Raw genomic sequence first — 24,757 nt, forward strand, 5'->3', positions numbered from 1 at the left:
TTTGCCAGTGATAGATGGCGATGGTTATCGGCTGAATGTCGGAATTGTAATCTGCAACAACCATGGTCAGGTATTCTGGGCGAAACGATACGGACAACACTCTTGGCAATTCCCTCAGGGCGGAATTGATCATGGTGAAACTCCAGAACAGGCAATGTTCAGAGAGTTATACGAAGAGGTTGGTTTAACAAAAACGGATGTGAAGGTCATTGGTTCCAGTCGTCATTGGTTAAAGTACAAACTTCCCAAACGATTGGTACGCTGGGATTCACAACCTGTCTGTATTGGACAAAAACAGAAATGGTTTCTTCTGCGTTTAGAGTGTCATGAGTCTAAAATCAACATGCAGCGTGGAGTAACCCCTGAATTTGATGGTTGGCGTTGGGTGAGTTATTGGTATCCGGTAAGGCAGGTTGTTTCCTTTAAACGCGATGTTTATCGGCGAACAATGAAAGAGTTTGCCTCGATTGCGATGCCATTTAAAGCACGGAAAGTAAAAGGTAAACGGAAAGGGAAAAGAGGATAAGCATGCTCTCTCAGCTTCGGGACATTATGGAACAGGTTTCAAAAGTTGAAGATGTTCATCAGGCCTTTGATATCCTGGTGAAACAAACCTGTGAAGCGATGAATACTGAATGCTGCACGATTTATCTCGCCAATGAAGAAAAACTACGCCTTGAACTGATTGCGACTCAAGGGTTGAAATTTAAAGGTAATAAAATTCATATCGGCTTTGACGAGGGATTGGTCGGGTTAGTCAAACGTTCTGCTGAACCGCTCAATCTGGCCGAAGCCTCTAAGCATCCTAGTTTCAAATATTTCAGACAACTTGGTGAAGAGGTGTACCAAAGCTTTTTAGGTACACCCATTATTTACCGCAAACAAGTGCTGGGTGTTTTGGTTGTCCAGCAACGCTCTCCTCGCCAGTTTAGTGAAATCGAAGAATCATTTATTGTGACGCTTTCGGCTCAGTTGGCTGTTTTGGTTGCACATTCGCAGTCTCAGGGGCTATGGTCACTTGTCAAACAACAGCCTGTTGTACGTGGCATTGGGGTCTCTCCGGGAGTCGCCATTGGTGAGTTTTGGTGGGATAATTCTCAGCCGGAGCTAGAGAATGTTTTGCCTGCGTCGACGCTTGACGTCAAAAAAGAACAGGAGTGGTTATCCAGAGCCGTTGAAAATGCACTGGGTGATTTTCGGCGAATGCGTAAGAAGTTGGATGGTGACATCCATAAAGAAACGCTGGCTATTTTTGATTTGTTTACCCATTTACTCAATGATCCGATGTTACGCAAGGATCTGAAAGAACAGATCCTGAAAGGTGACCGGGCCGATTGGGCCTTGCGTCAGGTGGTTGAAGCATATGTCGAACGCTTTTCCCAAATGTCGGATGTTTACTTGCGAGAAAGAGCACAGGATATCCGGGAACTCGGGCAGCGAATGTTGTACTTTTTGTATAACAGTGAACAGGAAGAGTTGGCGCTGGAAAAGCCGATTATTCTTGTCGTCAGAGAGTTAACCGCTTCAATTCTGGCCAGTATTCCCAAAGATAAACTCTTGGCGGTTGTTTCACTCGAAGGCGCAGCTAACTCCCATGCTGCGATTCTATCTCGGGCCTTGGGGATTCCCGCCATTATGGGGGTTTCCTTAAATTTCAAAGAAATTAATAGTCAATTAGCGATTGTCGATGGTTACAGTGGCTTCATTCATATTTCACCGGATTCTGAAGTTCTGGCCGAATACCAAGAGCTGATGGAAGAAGAAGGTGAATTGTCAGAAATGGTCAATCAAAGCCTTGCCGAGAAAGCGATTACAATTGATGGATATCCGGTCAATATTTTGCTGAATGCAGGGCTGAGTACCGAGAACAATATTGCAGTGAATCAAGGGGTGGATGGTGTCGGTTTGTATCGGACCGAAATCTCGTTCTTATTACAGAATCGTTTCCCTTCTGAAGAAGAGCAGACTCAAATTTATCGTCAGGTTCTATGCGCGCATCCCGACAAGACGGTTGTGATGAGAACATTAGATGTCGGTGGTGATAAGCCTTTACCTTATTTGCCGATTGAAGAGGATAATCCATTTTTAGGATGGCGGGGGATTCGTTTCACACTTGATCACCCGGATATTTTTTTGATTCAACTTCGGGCAATGCTCAAAGCCAGTATAAACACGAGTAATCTGGGCATTCTGTTACCGATGATTTCTGGCATGAAAGAACTTGATGATGCGCTTGCTTTTATTGAACAAGCATTTATGGAAGTTTCGGCAGTGGATGAACGAGTAAAAATGCCTGCAATCGGGATTATGCTCGAAGTGCCATCGATGATTTACCTTTTACCTCAGATGGCCGACCGGGTTGACTTTATCTCCGTGGGAACAAACGATCTGACGCAATATTTATTAGCAGTTGATCGGAACAATGCCCGGGTTGCTGATGTCTACGAATCCATGCATCCGTCAGTCTTGATGGCGTTAAAGCATATTTCTGATGTGTGCCATCAGCATCAGATTAATGTGTGTGTGTGTGGCGAGCTTGCCGGTGATCCGATCGGGGCGTTGCTTCTGATCGGCATGGGGTATCAGACATTGAGTATGAACACAGCGAATGTTGCGAAAGTGAAATACCTCATTCGTCATTCAGAAGTCAAAATGCTGAAAAAACTTGCATCGCAAGCGCTGATGCAAACTTATGGTCATGATATTTATAGTATGATGCGGACTTATTTTGAAGAGTTCGGTTTTGCTGGCTTTATCCGCGCCGGCAAACATTAAGTTAATCTAAGGAACGAGCGTGACCATCACTTTTGTCTTGTTGTTGATTGTGTTAGGTGCTTTTGTCGGTGTTATGGCTGGCTTATTAGGCATTGGGGGTGGTTTAATTATTGTTCCGGCCCTGTTATTTTTATTTCCCTATATCGGCATCGCACCTGATATTGCGATGCAAGTGGCTTTGGCAACCTCTCTCTCCTGTATCATTCTGACCTCTGGCTCTTCTGCATTGAATCATTTACGTTATGGCAATATTGATTTATTAGCCGTGAAATGGCTGACGCCCGGCATTATTGCCGGTGGGTTGACAGGGGCGACGCTTGCTGACTGGATGCCGAGCGGATATCTGCCCAAAGTCTTTGGGATGATTGTTTTTTTTCTGGCGATACAAATGTTTCTTTCGATTCGCCAGCAGATTGCAAAACCGATGCCCGGACAAGGTGCAATGTTATTGAGTGGATGCTTCATTGGTATGATTGCCAGTTTGGCTGGCATCGGCGGCGGGGCGTTGTCGGTGCCTTATCTCAACAAACACGGTGTAGAAATGCGTAAGGCTGTTGGCACATCATCACTGTGTGGCTGTGTGATTGCATTGTCTGGCATGGTGGGATTTATTTGGCATGGTTTTTCAGTAAAAAGCCTGCCTGAATTTAGTCTGGGGTACGTTTATTTACCCGCGTTGCTGTTTGTTGCCTGCTCGTCGATATTTACGACAAAAGTGGGAGCAAAGTTAGCGACTGAGTTACCGACATCAGTATTGAAAAAGGTGTTTTCTGTTTTTCTGATGTTTATATCCGTTTATATGTTGCTGCGCTGAGCGTGGTATGTCATAAACCATTTAATATTGAATAAAGAGTAATGATTTATGTCTCAGGAATTCTTGCAGTTTCCGAATATTGATCCTGTCTTAGTCTCCATCGGGCCACTGTCGATCCGTTGGTATGGTGTTATGTATCTGCTCGGGTTCCTCTTTGCAACTTGGCTTGCGAACCGAAGGGCGGATAAGGAAGGCAGCGGATGGACGAGAGAGCAGGTTTCTGATCTGTTGTTTGCCGGATTTGTTGGTGTGGTGATTGGCGGACGTGTAGGCTATGTCCTGTTTTATGGATTTGAGTATTTTCTGGCCGATCCGTTATATCTGTTTAAGGTCTGGACCGGCGGGATGTCTTTCCATGGTGGTTTACTCGGTGTGATTACGGCAATGTTCTGGTATGCAAAACGCAATCATCGCCAGTTTTTTGCCGTTGCTGACTTCGTCGCACCACTGGTTCCATTTGGACTCGCGATGGGGCGTTTAGGGAATTTTATGAATGGGGAGTTGTGGGGAAGAGTGACACATGTGCCTTGGGGAATGGTATTTCCCGGTGCGGGGCCACTGCCACGCCATCCTTCCCAGTTGTATGAGTTCTTTTTGGAAGGCGTCCTCTTGTTTATCATCCTGAACCTCTTCATTCGCAAACCTCGTCCCGCGGGCTCGGTTGCCGGACTATTTCTGATTGGTTACGGTGCTTGCCGTACATTTGTTGAGTATTTCCGAGAGCCGGATGCACAACTGGGCTTGTTTGCCGGGTTTATCTCGATGGGGCAAATTCTTTCTCTGCCGATGATTTTAGCGGGTGCGTTACTGATGTTCTGGGCTTATCGTCGTCATTCAGGTGTATCAGCACAATAAATCTACATCTTAGAATAATGATTATCAGGCTGGCTCAATGGCTTTAAACGCATTAAAGACGAAGTTATCGAGACATATGACTGGGGATGCGAGAGCCCCGTTTGAGACTTGTCGATATCAAGAATCCCCGATGAAGTGATTCGTCGGGGAAAGATAACGTCGTTATATTGCCACTGGCGCTTTTATCGATGGATGCGGGTCATAGCCAACGATTTCAAAATCTTCAAAACGATAGTCATAAATTGATTCAGGGGTGCGCAAAATACGTAATTCCGGTAGCTGTCGTGGCTCTCGGGTGAGCTGGGTTTTAATTTGTTCCATATGGTTCGAATACGCGTGTAAGTCACCAAAACTGACCACAATTTCATGAGGTATCAGATTGCATTGTTGGGCGAGCATATGGGTGAGCAACGCCAATGAGGCAATGTTATAAGGTAACCCGAGGAAGCTATCTGAACTACGAATGTATAATTGTGCAGAGAGCTTGCCGTTTGAGACATAAAACTGATACAGCAAATGACAGGGGGGGAGTGCCATTTTCCCTTGACTGGCATTGTCTCGAGGTGCCATGGACTCGTCCGGTAAATACTCAACATTCCAGCCATGAAAGAGTATACGGCGACTGTTGGGATTATTTTTTAAAGCATCCACGACATAATCGATTTGATTGATGCTCTCACCTGATTGCGTTGGCCATGCTGTCCACTGCTTACCATAAATCGGGCCCAAGTCACCATTTTCCGTCGCCCATTCATCCCAGATCGAAACACCATTCGCTTTGAGCCAAGTGGTATTGGTATCCCCACTCAGGAACCAGATCAGTTCATTTGCGATACTTTTGAAATGGAGCTTCTTGGTTGTCGTGAGAGGAAACCCCTCTTGGAGGTTGTGACGAATTTGACGGCCAAACACCGAAAGTGTACCGGTGCCGGTGCGATCACCTTTGACATCACCGTTTTCCAGAATATCTTCCAATAATGCAATGTACTGCTTCATAACTTGCCTATTCATGAATTTTTTATCAGTTTAATGAATTTCCCAGAGACTTGTAAGGGGCAGTATCGAAGATATTTCTATGTTCGGATATATCGATGCGACACATTGAAAACTACGATTATTTCGATCATGCTGATGATAGAATACGCCGTACTGGTATGAATTGAATCTGACTGATGGTCTGGGTATATGTCTCATTTGAATTACAATCACTTATATTATTTTTGGATGGTTTGTAAACAAGGCTCGGTTACCAAAGCCGCTCAAGCTTTATTCCTGACACCGCAAACGGTGACCGGGCAAATTAAAGCGCTTGAAGCACGTATGGATGGTCAGTTGATGAAACGTGCTGGGCGACGGGTTGAACCGACAGAGCTGGGACAGTTGGTTTATAAATATGCCGATCGTATGTATGGCTTGAGCTATGAGATGCTCGATATCGTCAACTATAGTCAGCGGGCAAACTTATTACTGGATGTGGGGGTTGCAGATGCCATCTCCAAACAGATTGTCAGTAAGATTTTGTCATGTGCCGTTCCTGAAGATGAACATATTCATTTACGTTGTTTTGAATCGACCCATGAACTGCTGTTTGAGCAGCTTTCTCAGCATAAACTGGATATGATTTTGTCTGATTGCCCGGTTGACTCTGCTCGAAGTCCCGGCTTGTTTAGTAAAAAGCTGGGAGAAAATCAAATGTGCTTTTTTTCATATACGATGCCTCAAGAGAGCTCACTCATCGACTGTTTGTCTGGTGGGCAAATACTGATCCCGGGGAGTCGGACCGCCATGGGAAGAAGTGTGATGCACTGGTTTGATAGCCAAGGTATTCAACCCAATATCATGGGGGAGTTTGATGATGTTGCGCTGATGAAAGCTTTTGCCAGAGAAAATCGAGAGGCTATTTTTTTAGCACCGTCTCTCTATACCGAAGGGGTGAATGGTGATTTGCCGATACATTTAATCGATAGAATCGATGATTTAAAGGAAGAATATTTCGTTATTTTTGCTGAGCGGATGATCCAGCACCCAGCCGTGAAACGTATATGTAGTGAAGATTTTAGTTATTTATCAGTATAATTGGTTCTTTTTCATGGGTAATTGCTTTAATATCTAGCACTTGCTTATTATATAAGTACAAGTTTCGAAAATAATAACCATAAATCGCGATGAATGAACAGAAAGTAAAGTGATTTGTAAGGCTGCAAGGTTGTAGTCGCTATATGTATGAAATGAACCTGTCCATAAAGGGAGCCTTTCGTGAATCTTCAGGAAATGGAACAAAAGTCAGCGAAAGCCGTTGTATTGCTCAAAGCAATGGCGAATGAGAGACGCCTTCAGATATTATGTTTACTGTTAGCGCAGGAATTTTCAGTCGGTGAGCTGAGTGAGAAACTTGAGTTGAGTCAATCTGCATTATCGCAACATTTGGCGTTATTACGTCGGGAGCAATTGGTTGCGACACGGAAAGAAGCGCAGACGGTTTACTATTCGCTCAGTAGTCATGAAGTGAAAGAAATGATTGAATTGCTGTATCGTCTTTATTGTTCGTAAAATGAGCGTTGACTGGCATCAGAGAAATAAAAAAACCGACAAAATGTCGGTTTTTTATTTGTATGAAGCAATTAATGCATTACAGCGCTTTGATTGCAGCAACAAAACGAGCTTTATGACGAGCTGCTTTATTCTTGTGAATCAGGCCTTTTGTTGCCATACGGTCAAGAAGTGGTGTTGCTTCAGCTAGTGCAGCAGTTGCAGCTTCTTTGTCGCCAGCGTTAATAGCAGCGACAGTTTTTTTCATATAAGTGCGCATCATTGAGCGGCGGCTCGCGTTGTGTTGACGATTTTTTTCCGCCTGAATAGCGCGCTTCTTAGCAGATTTACTATTTGCCAAGGGTCTACTCCCAAAAACTTTAGTTCAGTGACATTTTAAGGGCGGGAACTATCCCTTATTTACCTAAAAATGTCAATTCATTTGTGCAAAAACACAACGAACCAAAACATTTTTGGTATCGTTGGACATTCGCGGTTAAGATGGCGGGGATTCTAACAGCATTCTTTTTTGAATGCTAATACTTAATCTGCTCTTTCAACGGTCGTCTTTTTTGTGTTTATCCGTATTTTAACGAGCGTGATGCTGTATCGCTCAGTTTGAATGAATAGACATATTGTTGACACAACTATGATTTGAAAAGCAGCGCATTCTACGTTAAAAAGCTGCACACAGGCAGAAAGTATTCTCAGCACGCCGGATAAAGCCAGCGCGATGCTTTTCATCCTGCTATATCAGTAAAGTCACCGGGATTCTCTCGGATGCGATTTGACATATAAATAGAGGTTACGGTGAGTCAACGTCTTCTCAGGTCTGGTCTGATTGTCAGTACCATGACACTGCTCTCGCGCGTTTTAGGATTATTTCGAGACATTGTGGTTGCGAATCTTATGGGGGCCGGTGCGAGCGCCGATGTGTTTTTCTTTGCCAATAAGATCCCCAATTTTTTACGTCGCTTATTTGCTGAAGGCGCTTTTTCACAGGCTTTTGTCCCCGTACTGACCGAATATCACGCTCAGGGCGATATGGACAAAACACGGTTGTTAATTGCCAGGGCCTCGGGGACGTTGGGCGTTCTTGTTTCGATCGTAACACTATTGGGAATTCTTGGCTCTAGTGTTGTGACGGCTGTTTTCGGGGCAGGTTGGTTCCTCGATTGGTTACATGGCGGTCCGTCGGCCGCAAAATTTGAGTTGGCCAGTTTACTTCTCAAAATCACGTTTCCTTATTTATGGTTTATTACCTTTGTTGCGCTGTCCGGCGCGATTTTAAATACATTGGGTAAATTTGCTGTTTCTTCATTTACGCCTGTATTTCTGAACGTGATGATTATCGGTTCAGCACTCTTGATTGCCCCCCGACTGGCACAGCCAGAGATTGGGTTAGCTTTTGGTGTATTTCTCGGTGGACTGGTTCAATTTCTGTTTCAGTTACCTTTTTTGATGAAAGCCGGGGTTTTTGTCTGGCCGAAATGGGGATGGGATGATCCCGGGGTACGAAAAATCAGAACGTTGATGATCCCGGCTCTATTCGGTGTTTCCGTCAGTCAGATCAACTTATTGTTCGATACCTTTATTGCCAGCTTTTTGCAAACAGGGTCGATTAGCTGGCTTTATTATTCCGATCGTTTGTTAGAATTTCCGCTCGGATTATTTGGTATCGCAATTGCCACCGTGATTTTGCCTGCATTATCAAGAAAGCATGTGGATGCCGAACCCATCGGGTTTGCTAATACAATGGATTGGGGGGTACGGATGGTCTGTCTGTTGGGAATTCCTGCCACGCTTGGTTTGATTGTATTAGCCCAACCGATGATTATGGTCTTGTTTATGCGCGGTGAGTTTACTTTAGTTGATGTACAGCAAGCTGCGCTTTCGTTACAGGCTTACGCTTCCGGTCTTCTGTGTTTCATGCTGATCAAAATATTGGCACCGGGATACTACTCTCGTCAAGATACCAAAACGCCTGTCAAATATGGGATTGTTGCGATGATCACCAATATGTTTTTTAACACGGTATTTGCTTGGTTTTTCGGTTATGTCGGTTTGGCAATGGCGACTGCATTGTCGGCATTTATCAATATGGCCTTATTATATCGAGGGCTCCATTTAGCCGCCGTATATCGGATGCAGCGTTCGACCATCCTATTTATTGTCCGGATTTTTGTTGCCAGTCTGATTATGAGTGTATGTCTTGCTTTGGGAGCTGACCATCTGGCAACTTGGGCTGAGTGGGGCACGTTAAAACGAGCTCTTATGTTGTCTGGATTAATCGTGTCCGGGGGCTGTATTTATGGGGGAGTCAGCTTCATCTGCGGAATTCGGTTGAAAGATATCCGAGTGACCTAATCGGAGTCGTCTCCCGTGTTTATATTGGGGAAAAGTTGGTCTTTCAGTGCGGCTAGCACATCACTAAAGCAGGATGTGGAACGCATTTGTTGGCTTGATTGACTTTCTTCTCCTGAGCTGAGGTTATATAATCCGTCGGTTTCATCACCAGAGAATTGAATCATAGGTTTTAAACGTCCGATATGGAATTAATCCGAGGTATTCATAACATACGTACTCAGCACCATGGTTGTGCGCTGACGATCGGGAATTTTGATGGTGTCCACCTCGGACATCAGCAGGTACTGCGGTTGGTGTCGGAACAAGCCCGTGCACTGGGTGTTCCATCGATGGTGATGACCTTTGAACCACAGCCGATGGAGCTATTTAATCAACATCATGCTCCGGCTCGCCTGACACGTCTGCGTGATAAATTTGTGCAGTTGAGTCGACTCGACATTGATCGCCTGCTTTGTGTTAATTTTGATCATCAATTTGCCCAGTTAGATGCAGAAACCTTTATTCATGACTTGTTGGTCAAGCACTTGGGTGTTAAGTTTCTTGTCATTGGCGATGATTTTTGTTTTGGTCGGCAACGGCGCGGTAATTTTGCGATGTTGCAACAAGCTGGAGAAAAATTCGGTTTCGACGTTGTCAGTACACAAAGTTTTTGTGTCGATCGTCTGCGAGTCAGTAGCACTGCGATTCGAGAAGCATTGGCGCGTGATGAGCTTGCCGCTGCCACAGAGATGCTTGGGCGTCATTACAGTATCAGTGGCCGAGTGTCTCATGGGCGAAAGCTGGGGCGAACCATTGGTTTTCCGACTGCAAATATCCCGTTGAAACGATGTGTGTCTCCTGTTTCCGGGGTGTATGCCGTGCAGGTTTCCGGCCTGACAGAAACACCGATCAATGGTGTTGCAAATATCGGCCACCGGCCAACGGTTAATGGTGTCCGTCAGCAACTGGAAGTTCATTTATTTGACTTTCATGGCAATATTTACGGTAAACAGTTAGAAGTCGCACTTTTACATAAACTTCGAGGGGAGCATAAGTTTGATTCCTTTGAAGCATTGAAACAACAAATAAAATTGGATGCTGAAGCTGCAAGGGTGTGGTTGCTTCAGTATGAGGGTTAGCCGAGACATGTTCGGCTGACATAATGTCTAACTTCGCCCAGTATAACGGAATTAAGAATCGATGAGTGAATATAAAGATACCCTGAATTTACCTGAAACAGGGTTTCCAATGCGTGGCAACCTGGCGCAACGCGAGCCGGATATGCTGCAACGTTGGTATCAAGAGGACCTTTACGGTGCTATCCGTAAAGCTAAAAAAGGCAAAAAATCTTTCGTATTACATGATGGCCCTCCTTACGCCAACGGTGATATTCATATTGGTCACGCTCTGAATAAGATTCTTAAAGACATTATTATCAAATCCAAAACGCTTTCAGGTTTTGACTCACCTTATATTCCGGGGTGGGACTGTCACGGATTACCGATCGAGTTGATGGTTGAAAAGAAAGTCGGCAAACCGGGACAGAAAGTCACGGCTGCTGAATTTCGTGAAAAATGTCGTGAATATGCTGCCGGCCAAGTTGAAGGACAAAAAGAGAGTTTTAAACGTCTGGGAATTCTTGGTGAGTGGGATAAACCCTATCTCACGATGGATTTTGCCACTGAAGCGAACATTATCCGTGCTTTAGGCAAAATTGCCGATAACGGGCATCTGCTCAAAGGCTTTAAGCCGGTTCACTGGTGTACCGATTGTGGTAGTGCCCTTGCTGAAGCGGAAGTTGAATATAAAGATAAAAAATCGCCATCGATTGATGTGCGTTTCAAAGCGGTTGATGTACCGGCGCTATTGTCTAAATTCACTTTAAGTCAGGGGCATGAAGGCGACGGTCACCTCTCTATCGTTATCTGGACGACAACGCCATGGACCTTACCGGCAAACCGTGCCGTCTGTTTACGCGATGATCTGGAATATGTTTTGATTCAGATTGAAGCGGATGAAGCGACAGAGCGTCAGGCTGAGCGGATTATTGTTGCTTCCGAACTGGCCAACGATGTTATGGATCGCGCCGGTATTGAACATTTCCACAATTTAGGGTTTGCAAGCGGCGCTGATTTAGAATTAACCCGGTTTCATCACCCGTTCTATGATTTCACTGTACCTGCCGTTTTAGGCGACCATGTGACGACTGATTCAGGGACTGGAGTCGTGCATACTGCTCCCGGCCACGGTCAGGAAGACTTCGTTGTTGGTCAGGCATATCAATTGGAAGTTGCAAACCCAGTGGGTTCAAATGGTGTTTATCTGCCGGATACTGAATTGTTTGCGGGTCAGCATGTATTTAAAGCAAATGATTCGGTGATTGAAGTCCTGAAAGAAAAAGGCGCGCTGTTACACCATCATGCCTATGAACATAGCTATCCTCATTGTTGGCGACACAAGACGCCGATTATTTTCCGCGCGACACCACAGTGGTTTGTGTCGATGGAGCAGGCGGGACTGCGTCACAAAGCGCTGGAAGCGATCAAAGGTATCAAATGGATGCCAGACTGGGGTGAAGGCCGTATTCAAAGTATGGTTGAAGGCCGTCCGGAATGGTGTATTTCCCGTCAAAGAACCTGGGGTACACCGATTGCGTTGTTTGTGCATAAAGAGACGTCTGAATTACATCCGAATTCTTCTGCGCTGATCGAGCAGGTTGCTCAACGGGTAGAGCAGCAAGGTATTCAGGCATGGTGGGATCTGGATATCGCTGAACTACTGGGTGATGATGCGCAGCAATATGAAAAAGTATTGGATACGCTGGATGTTTGGTTTGATTCTGGCGTGACTCATTATTCAGTCGTTGATTCCCGTGAAGAGTTCCACGGTGCACAGGCTGATATGTATCTGGAAGGGTCTGATCAACATCGTGGCTGGTTCCAGTCTTCTCTGATCTCATCGATTGCGATGAAAGATAAAGCACCATACCGAGAAGTGTTGACGCATGGTTTCACGGTGGATGGACAAGGTCGTAAGATGTCTAAATCGATCGGTAATACCATCGCCCCGAAGGATGTCGTCAATAAATTGGGTGCAGATATTTTACGGTTGTGGGTCGCATCTACAGACTACACCGGTGAAGTTGCCGTTTCTGATGAGATTTTGAAGCGTTCTGCGGATGCATATCGTCGGATTCGTAATACATCCCGCTTTTTCCTGGCGAACTTGAACGGCTTTAATCCGGCAACCGATATTGTGCCGATGGAAGAGATGGTTGCACTGGATCGTTGGGCTGTCGCTCGTGCACTCGCAACCCAGCAAGAAATTATCAAGGCTTATGATGCTTATAACACGCATGCAGTTGTTCAGCGTTTAATGCATTTCTGCTCGATTGAAATGGGGTCTTTCTATCTCGATGTGATTAAAGACCGTCAATACACTGCAAAGTGTGGCGGACATGCACAAAGAAGTTGTCAGACAGCACTGTTTTACATTGTTGAAGCTTTGGTGCGCTGGATGGCACCGATTATGTCGTTCACTGCGGATGAAATCTGGCGTGAAATGCCAGAATTACAAGCAAACGGTGCAACCCGTAATCCGTTTGTCTTTGCTGAAGAATGGTATGAAGGCCTTTTCGATTTACAAGATGGCGAGCCTTTAGATCACGCATTCTGGAGTCATATTCAAGATGTGCGTGGTGTGGTGAATAAGCTACTGGAAGCTGCGCGTGGTGAGAAGATCATCGGTGGTTCATTACAAGCTGAAGTGACGCTGTACGTTGATGGTGAACTGGCAGGTAAACTGAATCGACTTGAAGATGAACTCCGTTTTGTGCTGTTGACCTCGAAAGCCGTTGTTCAACCAGTTTCGCAGAAAACGGAACAAGCTCAGAGTACCGAGATTGATGGTTTGTTTGTCATGGTTTCAGCGACTGAAGCAGAGAAATGTGAACGTTGCTGGCACCATACGGATGATGTCGGTACGATTGCCGGACATGAACATATTTGTGGTCGCTGTGTATCGAACATCGAAGGTGCTGGCGAAGTCCGTAAATTTGCATAAATCAGTTGACTGACGGAATCAATATGACAGAACTGACACTTAAGCGTTCAGGGATCCGCTGGTTATGGCTGGCGGTTCTGGTTTTCGCGCTTGATATTATCATCAAACTGGTCGTCATGAATCATATGGATTATGGATGGCAACACCGTATTGAGGTGCTGCCGTTTTTTAATCTGTTGTATGTCCATAATTATGGCGCTGCATTCAGTTTTCTGAGTGATCAGACTGGGTGGCAGCGTTGGCTATTTACCGGTATTGCGTTGATCGTCGTTCTGTTACTGATGTACTGGATGCGCAAGCAACCCGCATCAGAGCGATGGACAAGCAGTGCTTATGCGATGATTATTGGCGGTGCTGTGGGCAATGTCTTTGATCGCGTTGTGCATGGATTTGTGGTTGATTACCTCGATTTCTATTGGGGAGGACACCATTGGCCAGCTTTCAATCTGGCTGACAGTGCGATCTGCATTGGCGCGGTCATGCTGATTCTTGATGGCTTCCGTCGTAAAGATGAACCCAAATAGTTTATCCAGATTCATTGAATGAATCACCCGAAGCGCTGTCTGTTAAACCGGATAGCGCTTTTTGCATCAAAGCAGGGGAAAGTAAATTACATGACAAATACAAACGAAGCTCAATTGATACAGAAAGGGAGTGCTGTCACTTTTCATTTTACAATTAAACTGAAAGATGGCTCGATTGCTGACAGTACGCATCAGATGGGGAAACCCGCGAAATTAGTCATCGGAGATGGCAGCTTAAGCGACAACTTTGAGCAATGTCTGTTCGGGTTGCAGGCGGGCGATCAACGCACGATCGAACTAAAAGCAACCGATGCATTCGGTCTACCAAACCCTGATAATATTCACCATATGGATCGAACGAAGTTTGCTGGAGATACAGAACTTGACGTTGGTGTGATCATGGGGTTTAGCGGCCCCGATGGCATGGAGATTCCCGGTATCGTGACTGCCATTGAAGGTGAATCAGTGACAGTTGATTTTAATCACCCGCTGGCAGGTCAAGATGTCACGTTTGATGTTGAAATTTTAGCTGTTGAATCGGGTGAATAACGGCGTACGTCGTGAGTTGAGTAAAAACCATGAGCAATGATATGAAAATACTACTAGCAAACCCTCGCGGCTTTTGTGCTGGGGTTGACCGGGCCATCAGTATTGTCGAGCGCGCTTTGGAGATGTATCAGCCCCCGATTTATGTTCGTCATGAAGTCGTCCATAACCGGTTTGTTGTTGAAGATTTGAAGCGACGCGGCGCTATTTTCGTTGAAGAGTTGCATGAAGTTCCTGACAACCACATTGTGATATTTTCTGCGCATGGTGTCTCTCAGGCGGTCCGAAACGAAGCAAAATCCAGAGCATTGACTATTTTTGATGCGACCTGTCCACTCGTGACCAAAGTTCACATGGAAGTCGCCAGAGCGAGTAGAAAGCATATGGAAGTCGTTTTAATTGGACATGCCGGACACCCTGAAGTCGAAGGAACAATGGGGCAGTATGCCAGTCAGACGGGCGGTATGTATTTGGTTGAAAAACCAGACGATGTTGTCGGGCTCAAAGAGAGAGTCAAACATCCGGATGAGCTTCACTATGTCAGTCAGACCACGCTTTCAGTTGATGAAACAGCCGATGTGATTGATGAATTGCGCCGCGTCTTTCCTGATATTCAGGGGCCGCGTAAAGATGATATTTGTTATGCCACGCAGAATCGGCAGGATGCGGTTCGGATTCTGGCTCAGCAAGTGGATGTGATGATCGTCGTCGGCTCTAAGAATTCGTCGAATTCAACGCGGCTGAAAGAGTTAGCTGAAAAACTGGGAACTGCTGCATTTCTCACGGACAGACCGGAAGATATTCATCCGGAGTGGTTATCCGATGCCCACCTTGTCGGCGTGACAGCAGGGGCCTCGGCACCGGAAGCGCTGGTCAATCAGATTCTTGAGCGAATCAAAGAATTGGGCGCTGTCTCCGTCGAAGAAGTGTTGGGACGGGAAGAAAATATGTTTTTTGAAGTCCCGAAAGAATTGCAAATGAAAATGGTCGATTGACCCGTATTCTTTTTAGCGATGATCGAATCAGGGCTCCCTCAGGGAGCCCTTTTCATATCAAGCATTGCCAGAAAACAACATGAAGTTACGCGGTTTTCGTCTGCTTGTCCGATGCGTTTTTCGGATTTGCAAGTGTCGTATCATCATGACTTTTTGCCACTTTGAGTACGTAGGCTAGCATAGCGATAGAAGCAAGGAAGCCGAGGATTGTTGAAATCTGCATGGGTAAACCTAATCCCAGCGTACTACTGTTGAGAATAAAGCTGACACAGACGGTTGTCATGAACAGTGCTGGTACGGTTGTGATCCAGTGGAATTTCTGGTGACGTAAGAGGTAAGCAGAAGCAGTCCACAGCATGACAACTGCGGTCGTTTGGTTGGCAAAACCAAAGTAACGCCAGATGATCGCGAAATCTACTTGAGTCAGAATACCACCGATGACAAAGAGTGGCATTGCCATCAATAACCGGTTGCGCAGGGTTTTCTGCTCGACATTAAAATACTCCGCTAAGATCAGGCGGCTGGAACGGAAAGCGGTATCACCGGAAGTAATGGGCAGAATGACAACACCAAGGAAAGCCAGCACACCGCCGAACACACCCAGTAATCCGAACGAAGAGCTGTAAACCACACTCCCCGGACCACCTTGATCAATCGCTTCAGAAAGTCCGTCCAGCGAGCCGAAGTAGGTCAAAGCAATCGTACACCAGATTAAAGCAATGACACCTTCACCAATCATGGCACCATAGAATACAAAACGACCATTTTTTTCATTTTCCATGCAACGTGCCATCAGCGGTGACTGCGTGGCATGAAACCCTGAAATTGCACCGCAGGCAATGGTAATAAAGAGAGCCGGCCATAGTGGCATGTCGCGTGGATTCAGGTTGCTGAACAGATCACTGATGGCGAAACCACCCATGACGGTGTGCTTGTCGGAGACAAGGATGGCAGTGATTAACCCAACAGACATAAAAATAAGCAGGGCACCGAATAACGGATATAGACGTCCGATGATTTTATCGACTGGAACGATTGTTGCCAAAATGTAGTAAGCAAAAATGATGATGACCATCAGACCAGTACCGATATGGAGTGAGAATTGCTCATTGACCAAGTTGGTAATCATACCGGCAGGCGCAGAAACAAACACAACCCCAACAAGCAGTAAGAGAATAATCGCAAAGGCATTCATGAAATGTTTTGCGCCATTGCCAAGGTATTTGCCGCTGATATTCGGGACCGAGGCTCCCCCGTTTCTGACGGAGAGCATACCCGAGAAATAATCATGTACCGCGCCGGCAAAAATACAGCCAATGACAATCCACAATAATGCCGCCGGGCCGTATAGCGCACCCATAATCGGGCCGAATATCGGGCCGACACCGGCAATGTTCAGTAACTGAACAAGGTAGACTTTCGGGGTTGATATCGGGACATAATCAACCCCATCCCTCATACTGTAGGCTGGTGTCTGGCGTTTCTCATTAATGCCAAATATTTTTTCGACAAGTGTACCGTAAATAAAGTAACCACCGATTAAAGCGATCAAGGAGACGAAGAACCACGACATATTATTTTCCTTCTGTTGGTGGACAGAGATGTTCTATCAATAGACTAGTCTGACCAGAAGCGTTATGCATGACAAAGTCAGTTGAGTGGTCCTATGAAGAATTAAGTGGTCTTCTATCCGCAGGAAGTGGTTTTGATTTGAGGGGTGGTTTGGATGACTCATAAATATAACCCGTGTAAATATTAATGCGCTATCGCTATACAGGGAAATAGGAAACTGGGCATTGCTGTTTGGTGTTTTACGTCGAATGCGTATATGGTTGAAGTAATATAAGTTTAAAACAAGGTGTTGATGTCGTGATAAATTTTCGTAATTGGCTCGGTGGAATCGTGATTTCTTTGCTGCTGTTAGGGTGTGCTGCGTCGGAGCAATCACTGGCTACACAAGGAGATTGGTATCAAATTGGTTATCGTGATGGGATTGCGGGGCATCAACAGCGATCCTATCGAGCTCTTCATCAGTTGGGCGGTGTCCAAATGGCCGATTATGATGAAGGATACGATGATGGTATGACCCAATATTGTAATCCAGATTTTGCCTATCAAATCGGGTTGTCCGGTCAATACTATGATGGGGTTTGTGCCGGAACGCCAACGGGAAATCAGTTCCGTATGGAGTGGCAACGCGGTTGGGATCAATATACCAGTCACTGAGCGATGGTTTGTGTGTCCGTATCTCAGTGACCGGGTATTGAAATGGGCTTATAGGCCTTCAATGAATCTAGTGCCGGGTCTTTAAGAGGATGGTTGGATTGCCTTGCGTAAGACCCCTTCAGATTGTGAGAGTCTATCCAACGCTTCCTGATAACTCATATCGGTCAGCTGCATCAGAATCGCAATTTTCGCGTTGTTTTGGCTCTGTGCCAGTAACTGTTCCGCCTGGTTTTTTTCACAGTCAGTCGCTTGCATCACGATTCTCACGGCCCGGGCTTTCAGCTTTTTATTGGTTGCCTGTACATCAACCATCAGGTTTTGGTAGCTTTTACCTAAGCGGATCATACTCGCGGTTGTCAGCATATTCAGGATCAGTTTTTGTGCCGTACCGGACTTCAGTCGCGTAGAACCGGTTAATGCTTCCGGACCAACCAGCGGTGAGATGGCTATCTGTGCAATGGCCGCAATGTTTGAGTCTGGATTACAAGAGACTGCAACGGTCGTGGCACCGATTTGATTGGCATATTCCAACCCACCAATCACATAGGGGGTTCGACCACTGGCTGCAATCCCAACCACAACATCGTGCTGACTCAGTGCAATGTTGTGGAGATCATGACTTGCCGCACTCGGGGAGTCCTCACTGCCTTCTTGTGCTTTAAACATTGCTTCTTTTCCCCCGGCGATCAAACCGATCACCATTTGATCAGACACTCCGAAAGTCGGTGGACATTCTGAGGCATCCAGTACACCCAGACGACCACTGGTACCGGCACCGATATAAATCAACCGCCCTTTATTTTTAAATGCCGTGGTAATGGCATCGACTGCCGTCGCGATTTGAGGAATGACTTTTTCTACCGCAAAAGGGACGGTCTTATCCTGTTGATTCAGTCGTTCAAGAATGGCTTCAGTGGATAGTAAATCGATATCCATGGTTTCTGGGTTCCGCCCTTCAGAAACCAGTTGAGACAGTGCGGACAATAAAGCATCATTCGTCATAAGTTGTTACTCTTCTGATTCTATTGAGTGGTGTAGATAACGCCCAGTGACACTGCTTTGGTCGCGCCAGTGACTTCAGGAACGTTGCTCGGGCGTGCATGGATGCGTTGGTGTGCCAGCCAAGCAAAAGCCATAGCTTCCATATCATCGTTATCAACGCCTTGTGCTGATGTGTTACTGACCTGCCAGCCTTGCAACAGGGTCTGTAACTCCTGCATTAATAATGGATTGTTGGCACCACCACCACAGACAAACAGCCGAGGCTGAATACCGCTGGTATATAAACAGCTTTGATCGGCAATGGTCTCAGCGGTCAACCGGCACAGGGTTCTTTGCACATTTTCGGGGGGGATGTGATGGTTCAGCAATCTGACTTTCGACTGAACCCAACCTAGATTGAAGTATTCTCTGCCGGTACTTTTGGGGGCGGGGGCAGAAAAATAGCTATCTCGCTTCATCAGTTCCAGCAGCGGTCGATCAATTTCTCCGCTGCGAGCCATCTGTGCATCTCGATCAAATTTTTCCCGCGTGTGGTATTGGCACCAAGCATCCATCAGGATATTACCGGGGCCTGTATCATATCCTAACAGTGGCTTATCCGGTCTGATCACTGAAATGTTGGCAATGCCACCAATGTTAAGCACGACCAAGGTTGAATCATCCTGCAAAAAGACCTCTCGATGAAAAGCAGGGACGAGCGGTGCTCCCTGACCGCCCAGCGCCATGTCTTTACGACGAAAGTCCGCGACGGTATCAATGCCTGTTTTCGTTGCAACAATATGGGCATCACCAAGCTGCATTGTAAAAGGCGTGTCCCCTGTCGGATGATGGTAGACCGTCTGTCCATGACATCCAATGGCTCGGATATCTTCAGCCTTGTATCCGCTTTGTGCCAACAGTGCGTTGACTGCATCGGCAAACAAATGGCCAAGACGATGATCGAGCCTGCCAATTGCAGGAAGATGCGTCGGTTGACCGGTACAGATATCCAGAATGTCTTGTTTGATTGATTCCGGCATGGGATACATCGCAGATGAAAGTCGCCGAATGTTGGAACCTCCGACCTCAATCAGAGCAACATCGACACCGTCCAGACTCGTGCCGGACATCACGCCAATATACAATTCTTGCTGAGTCATAATTGCTTCCCGCTGGTGGAATATCATTGCATTGTAATTGATTTTTGTCACAGCACCACAGTGCATGCAAATCTTTGCTGACGGCTCTTTTTTAGCGGTTCCTCAGAGCATCAATCACCCGGGCAGCAACGTCCCTGTCTTGCGAATAGAACTGCATCCGGACGCTGTTGTGTATATAATCGGCTCAAATCAATCATTCGGGTTCGGGAGATAGGTATGGGGCCGCTGTGGCTAGATATGGAAGGATGTGAGTTGAGTGCCGAAGAGAAAGAGATGTTGGCACATCCGACTGTCGGTGGTGTGATTTTGTTCGCCAGAAACTATTTTGATTCAAGGCAATTACAGGCTTTAACTCAGTCCATTCGTCAGTATGCGAGACAGCCGATCCTGATTGGTGTCGATCAGGAAGGCGGTCGTGTGCAACGTTTTCAGGATGGGTTCACTCGATTACCGGCTGCCGCAAGCTATGCCCGTTCTCCAGAGAGTGAACGGCTCGCGCGACTTGGGGGATGGTTGATGGCCAGCGAACTGATTGCGCATGATATTGATTTAAGTTTTGCCCCGGTTCTCGATACGGGATTTTCCTGTCGGGCGATTGGTAACCGTGCTTTTGGCGAAGAACGTGAGACGGTCATATCGATCAGTCAGGCATATATTCAGGGGATGAAGTCCGCAGGTATGGCGACGACAGGCAAACATTTTCCGGGGCATGGTGGTGTCGTGGAAGATTCACATAAAGAAACCCCATATGATCATCGCGAGGATATTTTTGATACCGATATGCAGGTGTTTCGGCAGCATATTCAGGCGAATTTATTAGATGCGATGATGCCGGCTCATGTGATTTATTCTCATTACGATCAGCAACCTGCAAGTGGTTCAGCATTTTGGCTCAAGCAGATTTTGCGTCACAAACTTGGTTTTCATGGCATCATTTTTTCTGATGATCTGGCGATGGAAGGCGCCTCTGTCATGGGCGATGCGGTTGCTCGTTCCCAGCAAGCTTTGGCCGCTGGCTGCGATATGTTACTGCTGTGTAATGATCGTGCTGCGTCCGTCCGGGTTTTGGATAATCTACCGATCATGGCGGTGTCTGGTGCTGAATGTCTGCAAAAGCAGCGCGTGTTTCGTCCGGCAGAACTGAAAGCGACGCCGCAATGGAAACAAGCCGTGGCAGCACTTGAGCCACTGACGGAGCGGTAAATATTTGTTGCGCTTAACTGATACCGAGCGTTTCTTTTAAGTTTTTCAGGTAGTGCCGACTGACTGGGACGGTATATCCCGAAACGGTCAGCACTTCTGCCAGACCATGCTCGAGTAGCTTGATCTCCTGAATATTTTTCGGATGAATCAAATACTGACGATGGCAGCGCAGCAAAGGGGTCTTTTCTTCCAAATGCTTCAGCGTGAGCTGACTGGTGGCTTTTTTATCGCTGGTCTGGACATGAACCCCTGCCAGATCACTACTGACAAATTCAACTGCCTGTATTGGGATAATGACAATCCGGTTGAGCCCGATACAGGGGATCTGTTCCAGTGACTTGGGGATAATGGAAGAAAAATCCTGTCGTTGTATGTCTCGCTTTAACCGTTGCAGGGTTTTGTGTAGGCGTTGTTCATCAATGGGTTTGAGCAGATAATCAAATGCGTTGTCTTCGAAGGCTTGGATTGCGTATTGATCATAGGCGGTGACAAATACGACTCTCGGCATCGTTTCTTGATCGAGCATTGCCAATAGCTCGATACCAGAGAGTTGCGGCATTTGGATATCAAGAAAAACGACATCCGGTTTGAGCTGGTTAATTTGTTTCAAGCCGTCAATGGCATTCGCAGCCTGACCGACGATTTTCAACGTCTCATCTTCTTCAAGCAGTTGGAGCAGTTCTTCTCTGGCATGTCTTTCATCATCAATAATCAGTACTTGCATTCAGATATTCTCTCAAAGGCATTTTAGGTGAGGTTTGGGAGTAAAAATTGCATCTTGGTCGAGACATCCGGTTGGATGTCGGTTTGCAGTTGCGATGAATGACCAAAGTAATTGATCAGGCGTTTTTCGACGATTTGCATACCCAGCCCATGTGTTTGACTCGGCGAAGCACGGTACAGACCGGCATTATCTTCAACGACGATCAGGTGTCCATGCGTCGTTGGTTGGTTATAAATACGAATTTTACCCTGTCCTAGTAAATTGGAGGTGCCATGCTTGATAGCATTTTCCACTAAAGGCTGGAGGGTAAATGTGGGCAAGCGTCGTTCCATCAGTGCGGGATCGAACTGAATCTCAATATTCAGACGATCACAAAAGCGGGCTTGCTCAATCATCAAGTAGGCGTTTACATGGGCCAGCTCTTCTGCAAGGGTTATCGTTTCTATATTCTGCTTTAAGTTGCTGCGAAAAAAATGAGCCAGATGTTGAATCAGTTCGCGAGCTTGACCGGGATCTGTGCGAATGATCGCACTGATCGTATTCAAAGCATTAAAGAGAAAATGAGGGTTCACTTGCGCGTGAAGGAGTTTGATCTCTGACTGAGCCAATAATGTTTTCTTCTGTTGATATTCACCGTAAAGGATTTGGCTCGACAATAGCTGTGCGATGCCGCCAGCCATTGACATATTAATCGATGAGAATAATTTGCGCTTCTGTTCATAAAGTTTGATGGTCCCGATGACGCGATCATCGACGCGGAGCGGAATGATCAGCGCGGAGCCTAATTTACAGTCTGGTGACAGAGAGCATTGATAGGGGCGCTCGTATCCGTCGAGATAGATAATTTCATTTTTTTCAATCGATTCCAGTGTTTTGGGCGATGAGATCGGGGTATTAGGATGATGATGATCATCTCCGATACCAATGAAGGCGAGGATTTTTTCTCGATCGGTAATTGATACGGCTCCGACATTGGTTTCCTCATAGACGATACGGGCAACCGGTCCTGCGGTTTTGGCGGTGAATTCCTCAGACAGTAGTCCGACGGAACGTTCTGCGATACGTAATGCTTTGCGGGAAAAGGTTGCAGAGTATTCTTCATAAATCGATTTTTTATCCTTGAGAATACTCATAAACAGCGCTGCTCCGACAGAGTTGGCAATAATCATCGGGGCGGCAATGGTACTGACCAGTGAGAATGCTTGGTCATAGGGTTTGGCAACCGATAAGATAATCAACATCTGAATCACTTCTGCGAACAGTGTCACCCCGAAGACCACGCCCGGATGAAACAAACGTTCCCGTAGGTATCTTCTCATCAGATAAGTATGCAGCAATCCACCGATGAGGCCTTCGGTGGTGGTTGAAATCGCACAGGCCAGATCGGTAAACCCCCCGAGTGCGTAGCGATGAAGTCCGCCGGTCAGACCAACGGCAAAACCGACAATCGGCCCGCCGAATAATCCACCCATGACGGCACCGATAGCCCGGGTATTTGCGATAGCATCATCGATCTGTAAGCCAAAGTAGGTTCCCAAAATACAAAACAGTGAGAAAAGCACATAAATGGACAGTCTGTGCTCTAAACGGGAAGAAATGTTCAGGATTGGCAGGAATAGCGGCGTTTTACTGAGCATATAAGCAAGAACAAGGTAGACGCACATTTGTTGCAGCAGGGAAATAATCACATCCATAGTCATACAGAACATCTTATAAACTGTTTGCTTATTCTAGGGGAAGGCACAGCAATAAAATACTCACCAATCAATGAATTGTGATGGAATGAGACCGACAGGATTTTGTAAATTATATTTTACATTTAATGTTGTTATTATTTTACATTCACAAGTGCTGTTTTTACTGGTAATTTAAGCCTTATGTGTGATTTAATTCTCGCTAATAGAGAATGATATGTAAATTTTTTTGTACAGGTGGCAACGATGAATGAACTCAATGATATTAATATAACTGACCAACAGGTTTTGATTACACCGGAAGCACTGAAAGCGAAGCTGCCTCTGAGTGAGAATGCACAGCAATTCATTCATCAGTCTCGTCAGACGATTGCTGACATTATTCATAAACGGGATCACCGTTTACTGGTCGTATGCGGCCCTTGTTCGATTCACGATCTGGACGCGGCCAAAGAGTATGCCAAACGTTTTAAAGCGTTAGCTGAAGCTGTCAGTGATCAGCTGTATTTAGTTATGCGAGTTTATTTTGAAAAGCCACGGACAACCGTGGGTTGGAAAGGGTTGATCAATGACCCGCATATGGATGGTACCTTTGATATTGAACACGGTTTACATGTTGGCCGACAATTGCTGGTCGAACTGGCAGAAATGGACATTCCGCTTGCGACGGAAGCGCTTGATCCGATCAGCCCTCAATATCTCTCTGATACATTTAGCTGGGCCGCTATCGGGGCAAGAACCACGGAGTCTCAGACTCACCGGGAAATGGCCAGTGGCCTGTCGATGCCAATCGGATTTAAAAATGGCACAGATGGTAGTTTATCTACGGCAATCAATGCCATGCAGGCGGCTTCATCGAGTCACCGTTTCATGGGGATTAACGCTGAGGGTCAGGTTGCGTTGCTCACAACGCAAGGGAACTCAAACGGACATGTGATTCTGCGTGGCGGTAAGCAAACCAATTATGATTCAGTTTCTGTTGCTGAGTGTGAAGCAGAAATGCACAATGCGAAACTTGACCCGGCATTGATGGTAGACTGTAGCCATGCGAATTCTCGTAAAGACTTCAGACGTCAGCCATTGGTTGCTGAAGATGCGATTCATCAGATCCGTGAGGGAAATCGCTCGATTATCGGGTTGATGATCGAAAGTCATATTCATGAAGGAAACCAATCCTCTGATTTACCCCGTGAGGAAATGCAGTACGGTGTCTCGATTACGGATGCATGTATTAGTTGGGAAGCGACGGATACTTTGCTGCGTCGCGCACATCAAGATCTGGTTCCATTCTTAGAGAAACGTTTGCAAGATTAAAGAGGTTGT

General features: G+C 46.1%; 22 protein-coding genes. 15 read left to right on the forward strand and 7 right to left on the reverse strand.

Features of this window, described 5'->3' with window-relative positions; translation table 11 throughout:
- Positions 1-7 precede the first annotated feature (7 nt).
- Genes rppH through lgt form a run of 4 tightly spaced genes read left to right on the forward strand, consistent with a single transcriptional unit; the run spans position 8 to position 4,444 of the window.
- Positions 8-526 (forward strand): RNA pyrophosphohydrolase, encoded by a 519-nt coding sequence (gene rppH / locus OCU60_RS03260; RefSeq protein ID WP_074372855.1) that lies wholly within the window; start codon positions 8-10, stop codon positions 524-526.
- Positions 527-528: 2 nt separating this feature from the next.
- Positions 529-2,775: a phosphoenolpyruvate--protein phosphotransferase gene (gene ptsP / locus OCU60_RS03265; protein ID WP_074372856.1), complete on the forward strand. Its 2,247-nt coding sequence runs from the start codon at positions 529-531 to the stop codon at positions 2,773-2,775.
- Positions 2,776-2,794: 19 nt separating this feature from the next.
- Entirely contained in the window at positions 2,795-3,589 is a 795-nt protein-coding gene (locus OCU60_RS03270) for a sulfite exporter TauE/SafE family protein (RefSeq protein WP_074372857.1), read from the forward strand.
- Between the two features lie 48 nt (positions 3,590-3,637).
- Positions 3,638-4,444, forward strand: coding sequence for a prolipoprotein diacylglyceryl transferase (gene lgt, locus OCU60_RS03275; RefSeq protein ID WP_074372858.1), 807 nt, complete (start codon positions 3,638-3,640; stop codon positions 4,442-4,444).
- A gap of 162 nt (positions 4,445-4,606) precedes the next feature.
- Here the strand turns inward: lgt and OCU60_RS03280 are convergent, their stop codons facing one another.
- Complete coding sequence (locus tag OCU60_RS03280; protein WP_074372859.1) at positions 4,607-5,440, reverse strand: thymidylate synthase; 834 nt, start codon at positions 5,438-5,440, stop codon at positions 4,607-4,609.
- 189 nt (positions 5,441-5,629) lie between these two features.
- Between OCU60_RS03280 and nhaR the strand changes: the two genes are divergently transcribed.
- Together nhaR and OCU60_RS03290 are read left to right on the forward strand one after the other, a co-directional pair.
- The gene (gene nhaR / locus OCU60_RS03285; protein WP_074372860.1) at positions 5,630-6,520 is read left to right on the forward strand and encodes a transcriptional activator NhaR; all 891 of its coding nucleotides are present in this window, start codon (positions 5,630-5,632) and stop codon (positions 6,518-6,520) included.
- A gap of 180 nt (positions 6,521-6,700) precedes the next feature.
- Positions 6,701-6,994, forward strand: a complete 294-nt coding sequence (locus tag OCU60_RS03290; protein WP_074372861.1) for an ArsR/SmtB family transcription factor — start codon at positions 6,701-6,703, stop codon at positions 6,992-6,994.
- A gap of 79 nt (positions 6,995-7,073) precedes the next feature.
- On the opposite strand, the gene rpsT is transcribed toward OCU60_RS03290, so the two are convergent.
- A complete protein-coding gene (rpsT, locus tag OCU60_RS03295) occupies positions 7,074-7,334 on the reverse strand; it encodes a 30S ribosomal protein S20 (RefSeq protein ID WP_074372862.1) in 261 nt (86 codons plus the stop codon).
- 491 nt (positions 7,335-7,825) lie between these two features.
- Here rpsT and murJ point away from each other — a divergent pair, with 491 nt between their 5' ends.
- The 6 genes from murJ (at position 7,826) to ispH (ending at position 15,446) form a co-directional block, all read left to right on the forward strand.
- Positions 7,826-9,340: a murein biosynthesis integral membrane protein MurJ gene (gene murJ / locus OCU60_RS03300; protein WP_370738676.1), complete on the forward strand. Its 1,515-nt coding sequence runs from the start codon at positions 7,826-7,828 to the stop codon at positions 9,338-9,340.
- Between the two features lie 182 nt (positions 9,341-9,522).
- The gene (gene ribF, locus OCU60_RS03305; RefSeq protein ID WP_074372864.1) at positions 9,523-10,458 is read left to right on the forward strand and encodes a bifunctional riboflavin kinase/FAD synthetase; all 936 of its coding nucleotides are present in this window, start codon (positions 9,523-9,525) and stop codon (positions 10,456-10,458) included.
- Positions 10,459-10,519: 61 nt separating this feature from the next.
- Entirely contained in the window at positions 10,520-13,381 is a 2,862-nt protein-coding gene (ileS, locus tag OCU60_RS03310; protein WP_074372865.1) for an isoleucine--tRNA ligase, read from the forward strand.
- Between the two features lie 23 nt (positions 13,382-13,404).
- Positions 13,405-13,905, forward strand: a complete 501-nt coding sequence (gene lspA, locus OCU60_RS03315; protein ID WP_074372866.1) for a signal peptidase II — start codon at positions 13,405-13,407, stop codon at positions 13,903-13,905.
- 90 nt (positions 13,906-13,995) lie between these two features.
- On the forward strand, positions 13,996-14,454 hold the full coding sequence (gene fkpB, locus OCU60_RS03320; protein WP_074372900.1) for an FKBP-type peptidyl-prolyl cis-trans isomerase: 459 nt from the start codon (positions 13,996-13,998) through the stop codon (positions 14,452-14,454).
- A gap of 29 nt (positions 14,455-14,483) precedes the next feature.
- Complete coding sequence (gene ispH, locus OCU60_RS03325; protein ID WP_074372867.1) at positions 14,484-15,446, forward strand: 4-hydroxy-3-methylbut-2-enyl diphosphate reductase; 963 nt, start codon at positions 14,484-14,486, stop codon at positions 15,444-15,446.
- 85 nt (positions 15,447-15,531) lie between these two features.
- Here the strand turns inward: ispH and OCU60_RS03330 are convergent, their stop codons facing one another.
- Positions 15,532-17,019, reverse strand: a complete 1,488-nt coding sequence (locus tag OCU60_RS03330) for a carbon starvation CstA family protein (RefSeq protein WP_074372868.1) — start codon at positions 17,017-17,019, stop codon at positions 15,532-15,534.
- Between the two features lie 296 nt (positions 17,020-17,315).
- On the opposite strand from OCU60_RS03330, the gene OCU60_RS03335 reads away from it, so the two are divergent.
- Positions 17,316-17,672, forward strand: coding sequence for a DUF2799 domain-containing protein (locus OCU60_RS03335; protein ID WP_370738674.1), 357 nt, complete (start codon positions 17,316-17,318; stop codon positions 17,670-17,672).
- An 81-nt stretch (positions 17,673-17,753) separates the two neighbouring features.
- Here the strand turns inward: OCU60_RS03335 and murQ are convergent, their stop codons facing one another.
- Together murQ and OCU60_RS03345 are read right to left on the reverse strand one after the other, a co-directional pair.
- A complete protein-coding gene (murQ, locus tag OCU60_RS03340) occupies positions 17,754-18,674 on the reverse strand; it encodes an N-acetylmuramic acid 6-phosphate etherase (protein ID WP_074372869.1) in 921 nt (306 codons plus the stop codon).
- A gap of 20 nt (positions 18,675-18,694) precedes the next feature.
- Positions 18,695-19,813 (reverse strand): anhydro-N-acetylmuramic acid kinase, encoded by a 1,119-nt coding sequence (locus OCU60_RS03345; protein ID WP_074372902.1) that lies wholly within the window; start codon positions 19,811-19,813, stop codon positions 18,695-18,697.
- A gap of 216 nt (positions 19,814-20,029) precedes the next feature.
- Between OCU60_RS03345 and nagZ the strand changes: the two genes are divergently transcribed.
- Positions 20,030-21,016: a beta-N-acetylhexosaminidase gene (gene nagZ / locus OCU60_RS03350; RefSeq protein ID WP_074372870.1), complete on the forward strand. Its 987-nt coding sequence runs from the start codon at positions 20,030-20,032 to the stop codon at positions 21,014-21,016.
- Positions 21,017-21,029: 13 nt separating this feature from the next.
- Here nagZ and btsR read toward each other — a convergent pair whose 3' ends face one another.
- Both btsR and OCU60_RS03360 read right to left on the reverse strand, forming a co-directional pair.
- Positions 21,030-21,740 (reverse strand): two-component system response regulator BtsR, encoded by a 711-nt coding sequence (gene btsR, locus OCU60_RS03355; RefSeq protein ID WP_074372871.1) that lies wholly within the window; start codon positions 21,738-21,740, stop codon positions 21,030-21,032.
- 23 nt (positions 21,741-21,763) lie between these two features.
- A complete protein-coding gene (locus tag OCU60_RS03360) occupies positions 21,764-23,434 on the reverse strand; it encodes a sensor histidine kinase (protein WP_074372903.1) in 1,671 nt (556 codons plus the stop codon).
- A 246-nt stretch (positions 23,435-23,680) separates the two neighbouring features.
- Here OCU60_RS03360 and OCU60_RS03365 point away from each other — a divergent pair, with 246 nt between their 5' ends.
- Positions 23,681-24,748, forward strand: a complete 1,068-nt coding sequence (locus tag OCU60_RS03365) for a 3-deoxy-7-phosphoheptulonate synthase (protein ID WP_074372872.1) — start codon at positions 23,681-23,683, stop codon at positions 24,746-24,748.
- Positions 24,749-24,757: the final 9 nt, after the last annotated feature.

It is taken from the genome of Vibrio spartinae, from assembly GCF_024347135.1.
GTDB classification, from domain to species: domain Bacteria; phylum Pseudomonadota; class Gammaproteobacteria; order Enterobacterales; family Vibrionaceae; genus Vibrio; species Vibrio spartinae.